Annotated in this window: 16 protein-coding genes; 13 read left to right on the top strand and 3 right to left on the bottom strand. The window is 41.4% G+C overall.

Annotated features, from left to right (window positions below):
• Positions 1-50: 50 nt before the first annotated feature.
• From MP622_RS13355 to adhP, 13 genes are all read left to right on the top strand, one after another.
• Positions 51-890 carry a zinc ABC transporter substrate-binding protein gene (locus MP622_RS13355; RefSeq protein WP_243791345.1) on the top strand — a complete coding sequence of 280 codons (840 nt, stop codon included), beginning with the start codon at positions 51-53 and terminating at the stop codon, positions 888-890.
• Between the two features lie 170 nt (positions 891-1,060).
• Complete coding sequence (locus MP622_RS13350) at positions 1,061-1,459, top strand: ATP synthase subunit I (protein ID WP_104441236.1); 399 nt, start codon at positions 1,061-1,063, stop codon at positions 1,457-1,459.
• Positions 1,460-1,561: 102 nt separating this feature from the next.
• Positions 1,562-2,437, top strand: a complete 876-nt coding sequence (gene atpB, locus MP622_RS13345; RefSeq protein ID WP_016165603.1) for a F0F1 ATP synthase subunit A — start codon at positions 1,562-1,564, stop codon at positions 2,435-2,437.
• An 85-nt stretch (positions 2,438-2,522) separates the two neighbouring features.
• Positions 2,523-2,768 (top strand): F0F1 ATP synthase subunit C, encoded by a 246-nt coding sequence (gene atpE, locus MP622_RS13340; RefSeq protein ID WP_000424060.1) that lies wholly within the window; start codon positions 2,523-2,525, stop codon positions 2,766-2,768.
• A gap of 40 nt (positions 2,769-2,808) precedes the next feature.
• Complete coding sequence (locus MP622_RS13335; protein ID WP_016165602.1) at positions 2,809-3,279, top strand: F0F1 ATP synthase subunit B; 471 nt, start codon at positions 2,809-2,811, stop codon at positions 3,277-3,279.
• A 12-nt stretch (positions 3,280-3,291) separates the two neighbouring features.
• Positions 3,292-3,828 carry a F0F1 ATP synthase subunit delta gene (locus MP622_RS13330; RefSeq protein WP_016165601.1) on the top strand — a complete coding sequence of 179 codons (537 nt, stop codon included), beginning with the start codon at positions 3,292-3,294 and terminating at the stop codon, positions 3,826-3,828.
• A gap of 62 nt (positions 3,829-3,890) precedes the next feature.
• On the top strand, positions 3,891-5,435 hold the full coding sequence (gene atpA / locus MP622_RS13325; protein WP_016165600.1) for a F0F1 ATP synthase subunit alpha: 1,545 nt from the start codon (positions 3,891-3,893) through the stop codon (positions 5,433-5,435).
• Between the two features lie 88 nt (positions 5,436-5,523).
• Positions 5,524-6,393 (top strand): F0F1 ATP synthase subunit gamma, encoded by an 870-nt coding sequence (gene atpG, locus MP622_RS13320; protein ID WP_016165599.1) that lies wholly within the window; start codon positions 5,524-5,526, stop codon positions 6,391-6,393.
• Positions 6,394-6,419: 26 nt separating this feature from the next.
• The gene (gene atpD / locus MP622_RS13315) at positions 6,420-7,814 is read left to right on the top strand and encodes a F0F1 ATP synthase subunit beta (protein ID WP_004684425.1); all 1,395 of its coding nucleotides are present in this window, start codon (positions 6,420-6,422) and stop codon (positions 7,812-7,814) included.
• Between the two features lie 26 nt (positions 7,815-7,840).
• Positions 7,841-8,260, top strand: coding sequence for a F0F1 ATP synthase subunit epsilon (locus tag MP622_RS13310; RefSeq protein ID WP_016165598.1), 420 nt, complete (start codon positions 7,841-7,843; stop codon positions 8,258-8,260).
• 123 nt (positions 8,261-8,383) lie between these two features.
• On the top strand, positions 8,384-8,866 hold the full coding sequence (locus tag MP622_RS13305; protein ID WP_243791343.1) for a DUF2846 domain-containing protein: 483 nt from the start codon (positions 8,384-8,386) through the stop codon (positions 8,864-8,866).
• Positions 8,867-9,063: 197 nt separating this feature from the next.
• Positions 9,064-9,357, top strand: coding sequence for a hypothetical protein (locus tag MP622_RS13300; protein WP_243791341.1), 294 nt, complete (start codon positions 9,064-9,066; stop codon positions 9,355-9,357).
• Positions 9,358-9,587: 230 nt separating this feature from the next.
• Positions 9,588-10,619, top strand: a complete 1,032-nt coding sequence (gene adhP / locus MP622_RS13295; protein ID WP_044739590.1) for an alcohol dehydrogenase AdhP — start codon at positions 9,588-9,590, stop codon at positions 10,617-10,619.
• A 54-nt stretch (positions 10,620-10,673) separates the two neighbouring features.
• Here the strand turns inward: adhP and MP622_RS13290 are convergent, their stop codons facing one another.
• The 3 genes from MP622_RS13290 to MP622_RS13280 all read right to left on the bottom strand — a co-directional run bounded on the left by MP622_RS13290 (position 10,674) and on the right by MP622_RS13280 (position 12,531).
• Positions 10,674-11,246, bottom strand: coding sequence for a hypothetical protein (locus tag MP622_RS13290; protein ID WP_243791340.1), 573 nt, complete (start codon positions 11,244-11,246; stop codon positions 10,674-10,676).
• Between the two features lie 150 nt (positions 11,247-11,396).
• Positions 11,397-11,813, bottom strand: a complete 417-nt coding sequence (locus tag MP622_RS13285) for an RcnB family protein (RefSeq protein WP_243791338.1) — start codon at positions 11,811-11,813, stop codon at positions 11,397-11,399.
• Between the two features lie 172 nt (positions 11,814-11,985).
• A complete protein-coding gene (locus MP622_RS13280) occupies positions 11,986-12,531 on the bottom strand; it encodes a redoxin domain-containing protein (RefSeq protein WP_243791336.1) in 546 nt (181 codons plus the stop codon).
• Positions 12,532-12,550: the final 19 nt, after the last annotated feature.

Genomic DNA, 12,550 nt, shown 5'->3' with positions numbered 1-12,550 from the left:
TATTAAATTGTTATATTATAACACTAGATAAAATTTAGTGCTGTTTGATCATGTCTCGTCTATTCGCTTTTTGTTTACTGTCCATTCTAAGTACTGTGGGGTGGACTCAAAGTCTTGTGGTTTCAACGCATCCGTTATATTTGATTGCACAAGAAGTCACAAAAGGGGTAGAGCGACCAGTTTTACTCTTGGAAAATCAAACTGGGCATGATGTATCTTTAACACCCGCACATCGCAAGGCAATACAAGACGCTGGATTGGTGATTTGGCTCGGTAAAGCTCATGAAGCTCCACTGGATAAATTACTGCATAATAATCCTAAAGCGGTTTCTATCTTGTCTTCAGGATTAGTTAAAACCTTACCGCAACGTAGTACACGTGGTGCACCTTTAGCCAACACAGTCGATACCCATGTGTGGTTAGACCCAAACAATGCAGTACGGATTGGCTTCTTTGTTGCAGCATTACGTTCACAGCAACAACCTCAATACCGTGATAAGTATTGGCATAATGCACAAGTCTTTGCCAAGCAGATGTTTGGTATAGCGCAAAAATTCCAAAATCAAGGTGCAGTGCAGCCGTATTGGGCCTATCACGATGCTTATCAGTACTTAGAACGCCCATTACACTTAAAACTTGCTGGATCAATGACTGATGATCCACATATTGCGCCAACACTGGCACAAATCAAATATTTGAATGATCATCGTGGGCAAAAGAAAATGTGCTTATTGGCAGAAGCTCATGCCAGCGCCAATCAGTATCAAAAACTGCAGCCTATTGTGTTTCAAGCGGTTGATGAAAGTTTAACAGCAGAAAATAACTTCATTTCAGCATGGTCAGATTTGGCGCAACAAGTCAAAAATTGTGTATTAACTGCGCGTCAATGAAGACAAAATAATCAATATTTAATCAGCTGCTAGACATTTATTGTATTGAAAAAAACTCGACTTAGGTCGGGAAATGATTGCATGTTCAGGGGTGTAACTCTATAATGCCTGCGATTAAAAACGATCATCAGCTAAACTTGTCAAGCATTTATGCTGTGAGTGGATAAATAATGAGCCGAACTAGTCGCATGATTGACCGACGATTAGCGAAAGCATTAGTCATCTTGCAAGCATTTATGATTCCTGTGTCAGCCTTGTTAGCGTGGGTTGTGAAAGATGCAACGGCAGCTTTAAGTGCCGCACTTGGTGCGGGTGTTTGCTGGCTGGCAAGTTGTTATTTTTCGTGGCAGTCGTTTCGAGCTGCAGGAGCGAGAGCATCCAAACAGGTACTTTCAAATATGTACCGAGGGATGATGGGCAAGTTTACGATTGTGATCGTCGGATTTATTTTAATTTTAAGCAATGTCCAACCGTTATCTCCGGGGGCGTTGTTTTGTGGTTTTATCCTCGTTCAAACCATGTCGTGGGTCGCTCCTTTTTGGGTGTCACGTCTACAAAAACGAGTTTAAGCGCAGCTAAATTGAAAAGTTTTTTTGGAGATAAGCGAGATATCACGCAGCATGCGATATTCGCTTACTCTATTTGTATTTGACATTGACCAGGTGTGATTTATGGCTGCTGAAGAACATGCCCTTACTTCGACCGAGTATATCAAGCATCACTTGACCAATATGACCTATGGCAAAATGCCAGACGGGACATGGAAATTGGCTGAGACTGGTGCTGAAGCTCAACAGATGGGGTTCACTGCTATTCACTTGGATTCAATGGGTTGGTCTATCACTCTTGGTGTGATTTTCTGTTTGTTATTCTGGTGTGTAGCGAAAGCTGCAAACTCTGGTGTTCCGACCAAGTTCCAGTCTGCAATTGAAATGATCATTGAGTTTGTGGACTCAAGTGTTCGCGACACTTTCCATGGCAAATCACGCTTAATTGCTCCACTTGCATTGACCATTTTCGTGTGGATTTTCCTCATGAACGCAATGGACTTAATTCCTGTTGACTGGATTCCTTATTTAGCTCAACAGATTGGTGCAAGTGTATTTGGTATGGATCCTCATCACGTTTACTTTAAGGTTGTACCTTCTACAGATCCAAACATTACCCTTGGTATGTCTTTATCTGTATTCGTTCTGATCTTGTTCTACAGTATCCGTGAAAAAGGGATTGGTGGTTTCGTTGGCGAATTGGCACTTAACCCATTTAATCCAAGTAACCCAGTTGCAAAAGCGTTACTGATTCCAGTGAACTTAATTCTTGAATTAGTAACCTTCCTTGCACGACCAGTTTCATTGGCTCTGCGACTTTTCGGTAACATGTATGCGGGTGAGTTGATCTTCATCTTGATCGCATTATTACCGTTCTGGATCCAGTGGGCGCTGTCTGTGCCTTGGGCGATCTTCCACATTCTTGTTATTACGTTACAAGCGTTCATTTTCATGATGCTGACTATCGTATACTTGAGCATGGCAAGCGAAAAACATTAATGGTATTGCCTAACTATCAAAGGATGGTTGGGCTTAAAATTTTTTTACTTTAATTTGGTATAAACCTAACCTCTGAGGAATTATCATGGAACTCACTTTAGGTCTAGTTGCAATTGCATCTGCTATCTTGATCGCTTTCGGTGCTTTAGGTACTGCGATTGGTTTTGGTCTTTTAGGCGGTCGCTTCCTTGAAGCTGTTGCTCGTCAACCAGAATTGGCTCCACAACTTCAAACTCGTATGTTCTTAATCGCGGGTCTTCTTGATGCTGTGCCTATGATCGGTGTTGGTATTGGCTTGTTCTTCATCTTCGCTAATCCATTTGTAGGTTAATCAGCTTAATTCCTAAATTAAACTATTGAGGAATAGCGAAATGAATATCAACCTCACATTGATTGGTCAAGCGATTGCATTTGCGATGTTTGTCGCATTTTGCATGAAATTCGTGTGGCCACCACTAATCAATGCGATTAGTGAGCGTCAGCGTAAAATTGCTGATGGCTTAAACGCTGCTGAAAAAGCGAAAGCTGATCTTGCGGATGCGCAAGCTCAAGTAAAAGCTGAATTAGATGCAGCAAAAGCACAAGCGGCTCAATTGATCGAACAAGCGAACCGTCGCGGTGCACAATTGGTAGAAGAAGCGCGTACTCAAGCTGCGGCTGAAGGTGAGCGTATTCGTCAACAAGCAAAAGAAGCTGTTGACACTGAAATCAATGCTGCTCGCGAAGAATTACGTCAACAAGTTGCTGCTCTTGCAGTTACTGGTGCAGAAAAAATCCTGAACCAGCAAGTTGATGCAGAAGCTCACAATGCCATGCTGACTCAGCTGGCTGCTAAACTTTAAGAGAGGCGGATTATGGCTGAACTCTTGACGTTGGCACGCCCGTACGCTAAAGCAGCATTTGCTTACGCTTCTGAGCAAAATGCAACTGACGCTTGGTCATCTGCATTGAACTTGCTCAGTGCTGCGGTGCAAGACGAAGCATTTTCAGCTTTCTTAACTCGCCCTGAGCTTACTCCTGCTGAGCAGGTAAGTCTTTTTGCAAAAGTATTAGGCGAAGACCAAACTGCGGCAGTGTCAAACTTTTTGACATTGCTTGCGGAAAATAGCCGTTTGGTTCTTCTTCCTGAAATTTCTGCAGAATACGAACAGCTCAAATCACAGAATAACAATACGGTGGATGTGGTGATTGAATCTGCATTCCCTATGACTTCTGTACAAGAACAATTACTTGCACATGCTTTAGAGAAAAAATTCGAAGCTGCGGTAAATGTAACTGTAGAAGTTAAACCAGAGCTTATTGCTGGTGTAGTTATTCGTGCAGGCGACCAAGTGATAGATGATTCTGCGCTTAACAAGCTTGAAAAAATGCGGACTCGTCTTCTTGCGTAATAAAGCTTGAAAAAAGCTGCGTATTAGAAGACTGAACTTAATAAAGATTGAGGTATAGCGCAATGCAACAACTGAATCCATCCGAGATCAGTGCGCTCATTAAACAGCGTATCGGCGATCTGGACACCAGCGCGACCGCTAAAAACGAAGGAACCATTGTTATGGTTTCCGACGGTATTGTGCGTATTCACGGCCTTGCTGATGCAATGTACGGTGAAATGATCGAATTCGACGGCGGCTTATACGGTATGGCACTGAACCTAGAACAGGATTCAGTGGGCGTCGTTGTTTTAGGTAACTACTTAAGCCTTCAAGAAGGCCAAAAAGCACGTTGCACAGGTCGTGTATTAGAAGTTCCGGTTGGTCCAGAACTTTTAGGCCGTGTCGTAGATGCTTTGGGTAACCCAATTGATGGTAAAGGCCCAATTGATGCAAAATTAACTGATGCTGTTGAAAAAGTAGCACCAGGCGTAATTTGGCGTCAATCAGTGGATGAACCTGTACAAACTGGTTATAAATCAGTAGATACAATGATTCCAGTAGGCCGTGGTCAGCGTGAGTTGATCATTGGTGACCGTCAAACTGGTAAAACAGCTATGGCGATCGATGCGATCATCGCTCAGAAAAACTCTGGCATTAAATGTGTATACGTAGCAATTGGTCAAAAGCAATCGACCATCGCGAACGTTGTACGCAAGCTAGAAGAAACTGGCGCTATGGCGTATACAACTGTTGTAGCAGCAGCTGCAGCCGATCCAGCAGCAATGTTGTACTTGGCTCCATATTCTGGCTGTACAATGGGTGAATACTTCCGTGACCGCGGTGAAGATGCACTGATCATTTATGATGATTTGTCTAAGCAAGCTGTTGCTTACCGTCAAATTTCATTGTTATTACGTCGTCCACCAGGTCGTGAAGCGTACCCAGGTGACGTATTCTATCTTCACTCACGTCTTCTTGAGCGTGCTTCGCGCGTTTCAGCTGACTATGTTGAGCAATTCACGAAAGGTGAAGTTAAAGGCCAAACTGGTTCATTAACTGCATTACCAATCATTGAAACTCAAGCGGGTGACGTATCTGCATTCGTACCAACGAACGTAATTTCGATCACTGACGGTCAGATCTTCCTTGAAACATCATTATTCAACGCAGGTATTCGTCCTGCTGTGAACGCGGGTATCTCTGTATCTCGTGTTGGTGGTTCAGCGCAAACTAAGATCATCAAAAAATTGTCTGGTGGTATCCGTACTGCTTTGGCGCAATACCGTGAATTGGCAGCGTTTGCTCAGTTCGCTTCTGACCTTGATGAAGCAACTCGTAAGCAACTTGAACATGGTCAACGTGTAACTGAGTTAATGAAGCAAAAGCAATATGCTCCTTACTCAATTGCCGACCAAGCTGTTTCAATTTATGCATCTAACGAAGGCTACATGGCTGACGTTGAAGTGAAGAAAATCGTAGACTTTGATGCTGCATTAATTTCTTACTTCCGTTCAGAACATGCTGCGTTAATGCAAAACATCGATGCTACTGGTGATTACAACAAGGACATCGAAGCTGCAATCAAAGCAGGTATTGAAAGCTTTAAAGCGACTCAAACTTACTAATTTCAACTTTAGTTGGATTTAGTTTTGGTTTGGTTCACGGATCAACCTTCGAGGGCTCGAAAGGGCCTTCGAATACTAGGTTAAGCGTATGGCAAATTTAAAAGAAATTCGCGCCAAAGTAGCTAGTATCAAAAGCACGCAGAAAATTACTCGCGCGATGCAGATGGTAGCAGCTTCTAAGATGCGTCGTGCGCAAGAGCGCATGGCTCAAGGCCGTCCGTATGCCGAAAATATGCACCGTGTAATTGCTCATTTGGTTCAAGCGAATCCTGAATACAAACACCGTTATATGGTTGAACGCCCAGTTAAGCGTGTTGGCTATATCATTGTGTCTTCAGATCGCGGCCTTGCTGGTGGTTTGAACATTAACTTGTTCAAAAAAGTGGTTAAACACGTCCAACAGCAACAAGAGCAGTCAATTGAAGTTCAATTTGCTTTAATTGGTCAAAAAGCGGTTTCGTTTTTTAAAAACTACGGCGGTAAAGTGCTCGGTGCTACGACAAATGTCGGTGATACACCAAGCCTTGAACAGTTATCTGGTTCTGTACAAGTGATGTTAGATGCGTTTGATAAAGGCGAGTTAGATCGTATTTATCTCGTATCAAACGGCTTTGTCAATGCCATGACTCAAAATCAAAAGATCGAACAACTTGTGCCTTTAGCGACTGCTGAAGAAAACAAGACCCTTAACCGTCAATACGGTTGGGACTATATCTATGAGCCAGAAGCTGAAGAGCTTTTAAATGGCTTATTGGTTCGTTATATCGAGTCTGTGGTATACCAAGGTGTGATCGAAAACATCGCGTGTGAGCAGTCAGCTCGTATGGTTGCAATGAAAGCTGCAACTGACAACGCAGGTGAATTGATCAAGAGCCTACAACTTATTTATAACAAGCTGCGTCAAGCCGCGATTACTCAGGAAATTTCTGAGATCGTTGGTGGTGCCGCTGCCGTTTAACATTATTTTGAATTGAGGAGACAGCAATGAGTAGCGGTCGTATCATTCAGATCATCGGCGCGGTTATCGACGTCGAGTTTGAACGTAACAGCGTTCCTAAGATCTATGACGCTCTCCACGTTGATGGCACTGAAACTACTTTAGAAGTTCAGCAACAACTTGGTGATGGCGTAGTTCGTACTATTGCAATGGGTTCTACTGAAGGCCTTAAGCGTGGTTTGAACGTAACGAATACTAACGCACCGATCTCTGTACCAGTAGGTACAGCGACTCTAGGTCGTATCATGGACGTTCTTGGTCGCCCAATCGACGAAGCTGGTCCTGTAGCGACTGAAGCGCGTTTACCAATTCACCGTCAAGCCCCTTCTTATGCTGAACAAGCAGCTTCTACTGACCTTTTAGAAACTGGTATTAAAGTCATTGACTTACTTTGCCCGTTTGCAAAAGGTGGTAAAGTTGGTCTGTTCGGTGGTGCCGGTGTTGGTAAAACTGTAAACATGATGGAGTTGATCAACAACATCGCGAAAGCTCACTCAGGTTTATCTGTGTTTGCTGGTGTTGGTGAGCGTACTCGTGAAGGTAATGACTTCTATCACGAGATGAAAGACTCAAACGTTCTTGACAAAGTAGCAATGGTTTACGGTCAGATGAACGAGCCACCGGGTAACCGTTTACGCGTAGCGTTGACTGGTTTGACCATGGCTGAGTACTTCCGTGACGAGAAAGACGAAAACGGTAAAGGCCGTGACGTATTATTGTTCGTCGACAACATCTATCGTTATACACTAGCAGGTACTGAAGTATCAGCACTTCTAGGTCGTATGCCATCTGCAGTAGGTTACCAACCGACACTTGCAGAAGAGATGGGTGTTCTTCAAGAACGTATTACATCGACTAAGTCTGGTTCTATTACGTCAATCCAAGCGGTATACGTACCTGCCGATGACTTAACAGATCCATCGCCTGCAACTACGTTTGCTCACTTAGATGCAACTGTTGTATTGAGCCGTGATATCGCATCTTCTGGTATTTACCCAGCGATCGATCCACTTGACTCAACTTCACGTCAGTTAGATCCACTAGTTGTGGGTGCTGAGCATTACGAGATCGCTCGTTCAGTTCAAAACGTTCTTCAACGTTATAAAGAATTGAAAGACATCATCGCAATTCTTGGTATGGATGAACTTGCAGAAGAAGATAAGTTGACTGTTTACCGTGCGCGTAAAATCCAACGTTTCTTCTCTCAACCGTTCCACGTAGCTGAAGTGTTTACTGGTGCTCCTGGTAAACTTGTACCGCTTAAAGAAACGATTCGTGGCTTTAAAGGTCTTTTAGCTGGTGAATACGATCACATTCCAGAACAAGCGTTCTACATGGTTGGTGGTATTGACGAAGTAATTGCTAAAGCTGAGAAACTTTAATTAGTTACCTAATTTAGGAGATTCTCATGGCGACTATGCAGTGTGATGTTGTAAGTGTTCAAGAGTCTTTGTACTCTGGCACGGTAACGATGCTAATTGCTAAAGGTGCTGGTGGTGAATTGGGTATTATGCCTGGTCATGCGCCATTAGTAACTTTACTTCAACCGGGTGCGATTCGTGTTCTGTTGGAAAACGGTACAGAAGAGTTAATCTATGTATCTGGTGGTGTTCTAGAAGTTCAACCGCATGTTGTTACGGTTCTTGCAGATACTGCAGTCCGTGCAGAAAACTTAGATGAAGCGGCAATTCTTGAAGCGCGTAAACACGCTGAACAATTGCTTGCCAATCAAAAGAGCGACTTGGACTCAGCTGCTGCTTTGGCTGCTCTTGCAGAAACTGCTGCTCAGTTAGAAACCATCCGCAAAATCAAAAACCGCGCTCAGTAAGAGACGGTTTAAGATTGAAAAAGCCACCGAAAGGTGGCTTTTTTTATTATAAATAACATTTTTATAAAAAAATTGTTATATTTTACCGCTTGATATATTTACTTTATATAACAGGGGTATCAAATGACAATTAAATTAGTTTTTCCATTACTTATTGCATCACTATTTGTTGGATGTGCATCAGTGCCTAAAGTAGATCAACAATTGTCTCAAAACACCAAGGAATTAACAGCACCTCAAGAAGGTAAGGCTGGCTTGTATGTTTATCGTTCTAATAATATTGTGGGTTCAGCATTAAAAAAAGATATTTGGGTTGATGGGGAATGCTTGGGAGAAACCGCAAGAGGTGTATTTTTTTATAAAGAAGTGGACGGAAATAAAAATCACACTATTTCAACTGAATCAGAATTTTCTCCAAATCATTTGAAAATTGAGGTACAAAGCGGCAAAAATTATTTTATTCAGCAATATATTAAGCCGGGTGTTTTTGTGGGTGGTGCAAATTTAAAATTAGTAGATGATATGCAGGGTAAAAAGGCAATTAATGAGTACAGCCTAGCTTCTGCTGGCAAATGTAGTAAAGCAACGATTCAAATTTTAAATTAATGTTTAATGGCAAGGGTATTTATGGAATTAAACCCATTAAAAAATGCCCTTGCTTTATTGTAAAGACTAAATTTTTTTATGACTAAACCTTTTTAGAATGCGGACATCTTCATGAAAGTAAAAATTATATCTAAAGTTGAATTTGGTTAAGACTTATATTCAGTTAAGCTTTTAGAAAAATTGAATAAAGATTATCAATGAACATCATAGAACACGAACCCCATTTTTGGGAACTTTATCAAGATGATCATCAATACTATTTGGGAATTGCGGTGGACATGAGTTCAGTAGTTTCTTGTTGGGATATTTTTCTAACTCCTGAACAGATTCACGCCTATCGACTGCAAGGTAGAGAAAGCATTGTGGTTTTAGCCAAAACTATAGTGGATGCTGTTTACCGTGGTGATTTTAGTTATTTACATCAACATCAGGTGTCTTCAGCACAAACACAGGCAATGCAGACAGCCTTTCAACAATGGCGAGCGGGTTAAAATTAGTTTTACATAAGCATTATTGATAGTGATATACATCCATTAAATGTAAGAATGCTCTACATTCATTGTTTCTAACGATGCAGGTTTTGTGCTAATTTGGCAGGTCGCTGCAATTTTGATCAAAAAACACACCAAATGCTTACCTTTCATTTCCAGTTTTTATGTTAATCCTGAATGAGATTGCTACATAAGAATTTTACTCAAACATGAGTATATGGAGAATGAAAATGGCAAATACAATGAAAGCCGCAGTCGTCACGGCATTTAACCAACCCTTACAAATCCAAGACATTGAGATTCCAAAAATAAGTGAGGGTAAAGTATTGGTCAAAATGATCGCCACGGGTGTTTGTCATACCGATTTACATGCCATGCACGGGGACTGGCCAATCAAGCCGAATCTCCCTTTTATTCCTGGTCATGAAGGTGTAGGTAAAGTAATCGAGATAGGGGCAGGGATTCATCATTTAAAAGTCGGTGATGTGGTGGGTATTCCATGGCTTTATTCGGCATGTGGACACTGTGATTATTGCTATGCAGGCTGGGAAACCCTATGTAAACAGCAGCAAAATTCAGGGTATTCCGTTAATGGCAGCTTTGCTGAATATTGTTTGGCTGATGGTAATTATGTTGGCGTCATCCCAGAGGGAGTTGATTTACTCGCCATAGCACCGATTTTATGTGCGGGTGTAACGGTCTATAAAGGGCTTAAAATGACGGAGGCAAAAGCAGGGGATTGGGTTGCAATTTCTGGTATTGGTGGCTTAGGTCATGTTGCAGTGCAATATGCTAAAACGATGGGTTTTAATGTGGTGGCGATTGATGTTGATGATACAAAGCTTGAACTGGCGAAACAGTTAGGAGCAGATGTTGCGGTGAACGCACTGCACGTGAATGTTAAAGATGCAGTATTGCAAGCGACGGGTGAAGGGTGTCACGGGGTTTTAGTGACTGCGGTATCACCAAAAGCATTTGAACAGGCAGTTTCAATTGTGCGTCGTGGCGGAACCATGGTACTCAATGGTTTACCACCTGGAAAGTTTGACCTCTCTATTTTTGATATGGTTCTAGATGGGATTACTGTTCGGGGGTCGATTGTCGGGACACGTCTAGACTTGAAAGAGGCCTTAGATATTGCGGCACGGGGTAAAGTAAAGGCACATATTCATGTAGAGCCTTTAGAACATATCAATGATATCTTTGAGCGGATGGAGCAGGGTAAGATTGATGGTCGAATCGTGATAGATTTTAGCCTTTAAATATAGGTTGAGGATTCATCTCATTAAAAATAACAGATGAATCCTCTCATGTTTTTATGATGATTTTTCACTAAAGTCGGGTTGTGACAGTAACATTTTTGCCAATTTAAGCATTTCTGTTTGTACCAACGTCATTTGTTGTTCAATTTTGTGCAAATCGACAGATTGAAGGTCAACTTTACCATTTAAATAAGGTAAATCGAGGACTTGTTGATTAGTAGACATGATGCTTTGTCGAATGGAGTCAACTTCCTGACTTTTTAAATCTAAGCTATTTAAAGCACGGTTGAAGTCAGTGAGTTGTTGATGTAAAGCATTGACTGATGTTTGGAGCGATTGCTGGTCTTTATCTGCTAAAGCTTGCTCTAAGTCAGTTTGAGTTTGCTTCAACTGTTGGACGTAATCACCTGCTTTTAATTGCATGTCGGCAACATCACGAACCACATAAATCATGTTGCCATTTTTTAATTCGGCCTCAGGATTATTATGAGAAGGGCTATGTTCTTCTACGTCAGTGGAATTAGCTGTTTGAGTATCCTGTTCTGTCGACTGATTACAGCCAAGTAAGCTGATTGCAGCAACAAAAATACCAAAAGGAAGTAAGGCACCTTGCAGAAGTTTTTTCATAATCTTGAATGGTCTCAATCTAGCATTGAATTGCTTTAACGGAATTATAAAATGGCAGCCTCATTTTCCAAAGTCAGGCTGCAAAGCAACAACAAAAAGGTTGGATATAAAAAAGAGTGCTGAAAGCACTCTTGTGATCTATGTGGAACCTTACATTCCTGGAACAATTTTAATAACGTTGTGATTTAACACATTGGTAAGGACATAATCACCATTCACTTTGATCCACTGTTCATTTTTGCCTGGCTTATTTAATTTTTTGTATTTGCTGTGGTCAACTTTGTAACTCTGACTACGGTATTGCGTTGGAACAGGATTGCCTGGTTTCCATGTCGCCGATGGGCGAGTCATTTGTTTATTCCCAGTTTTATTATTGCTTGCGGGTTTATGTTGATCTTGTGCATGATGGCTTGAAGAATCATGATGCATGCCTTGATGATTTGCATCATTGTGATTCTGAGTTGCGTGTTGTTTGTGATCTTGTGAATTCTGTGGAGCAGCAAAAGCGGGCGCAGCTACTAATGCAGTGGATAAAGAGAAAACAACAGCTTGTACTAAACGATTCATAATCTACCAACCTTAAACTTTCTATCTTGTTCTGATCTTGTTATTAAAGCAGTAAGTCTTTGAGTTAGTTTGAATTTAATGTTGTATAAATATTAAAATCATGAAGAAATTAAGAAGGCTTTTAAGGCATCAAGCAGCCAATCAATGACTGCTTGATACTCAGAATAGTTTATTATTTTTGTAGCTCAGTTTGAATTGCATCCAGAATACGCGGATCATCTGCGGTAATGTCAGGTGCAAAACGTGCCACCACTTGTCCTTGTTTGTTCACGAGAAATTTTTCAAAATTCCATAACACTTCAGGTGGTTCATTTGGGGTGAGACCATAATCGACTAAATCTTTCCACCACGGGCCTTCACCAATGCGTTCAGGAATAGCATGGATTAAGGTTTCATAGAGTGAATGTTTATCTTCACCTGCGACAGAAATTTTGGAAAATAAAGGGAAATCAATTTGGTAGTTGAGAGAGCAGAATTCTTGAATTTCACTATCGCTACCAGGCTCTTGTGCCAAAAAATTGTTGGCAGGAAAGCCTAAAATTTCTAAGCCCTGATCTTTTTGTTGCTGATAGAGTTTTTCTAAACCTTCATATTGCGGGGTTAAGCCACATTTTGATGCCACATTGACAATCAAAAGGACTTTGCCTTGATATTGGTTTAAGGTGATGTTCTCTCCCTGAATGGTTTTTACAGGAATGTCATATACAGACTGGTTCATACACAGATCCATTGATTTT

It is taken from the genome of Acinetobacter sp. PK01 (assembly GCF_022819285.1).
Lineage (GTDB): Bacteria > Pseudomonadota > Gammaproteobacteria > Pseudomonadales > Moraxellaceae > Acinetobacter > Acinetobacter tandoii.
Note: the sequence above shows the minus strand (reverse complement) of the source record. Positions and strands in the feature narration are given on the sequence as shown.

Bases quoted from the DNA above. Each gene is read 5' to 3' on its own strand.
- MP622_RS13355 (WP_243791345.1), top strand. From the start codon at position 51: ATGTCTCGTCTATTCGCTTTTTGTTTACTGTCCATTCTAAGTACTGTG.
- MP622_RS13350 (WP_104441236.1), top strand. From the start codon at position 1,061: ATGAGCCGAACTAGTCGCATGATTGACCGACGATTAGCGAAAGCATTA.
- atpB (WP_016165603.1), top strand. From the start codon at position 1,562: ATGGCTGCTGAAGAACATGCCCTTACTTCGACCGAGTATATCAAGCAT.
- atpE (WP_000424060.1), top strand. From the start codon at position 2,523: ATGGAACTCACTTTAGGTCTAGTTGCAATTGCATCTGCTATCTTGATC.
- MP622_RS13335 (WP_016165602.1), top strand. From the start codon at position 2,809: ATGAATATCAACCTCACATTGATTGGTCAAGCGATTGCATTTGCGATG.
- MP622_RS13330 (WP_016165601.1), top strand. From the start codon at position 3,292: ATGGCTGAACTCTTGACGTTGGCACGCCCGTACGCTAAAGCAGCATTT.
- atpA (WP_016165600.1), top strand. From the start codon at position 3,891: ATGCAACAACTGAATCCATCCGAGATCAGTGCGCTCATTAAACAGCGT.
- atpG (WP_016165599.1), top strand. From the start codon at position 5,524: ATGGCAAATTTAAAAGAAATTCGCGCCAAAGTAGCTAGTATCAAAAGC.
- atpD (WP_004684425.1), top strand. From the start codon at position 6,420: ATGAGTAGCGGTCGTATCATTCAGATCATCGGCGCGGTTATCGACGTC.
- MP622_RS13310 (WP_016165598.1), top strand. From the start codon at position 7,841: ATGGCGACTATGCAGTGTGATGTTGTAAGTGTTCAAGAGTCTTTGTAC.
- MP622_RS13305 (WP_243791343.1), top strand. From the start codon at position 8,384: ATGACAATTAAATTAGTTTTTCCATTACTTATTGCATCACTATTTGTT.
- MP622_RS13300 (WP_243791341.1), top strand. From the start codon at position 9,064: ATGAACATCATAGAACACGAACCCCATTTTTGGGAACTTTATCAAGAT.
- adhP (WP_044739590.1), top strand. From the start codon at position 9,588: ATGGCAAATACAATGAAAGCCGCAGTCGTCACGGCATTTAACCAACCC.
- MP622_RS13290 (WP_243791340.1), bottom strand. From the start codon at position 11,246: ATGAAAAAACTTCTGCAAGGTGCCTTACTTCCTTTTGGTATTTTTGTT.
- MP622_RS13285 (WP_243791338.1), bottom strand. From the start codon at position 11,813: ATGAATCGTTTAGTACAAGCTGTTGTTTTCTCTTTATCCACTGCATTA.
- MP622_RS13280 (WP_243791336.1), bottom strand. From the start codon at position 12,531: ATGAACCAGTCTGTATATGACATTCCTGTAAAAACCATTCAGGGAGAG.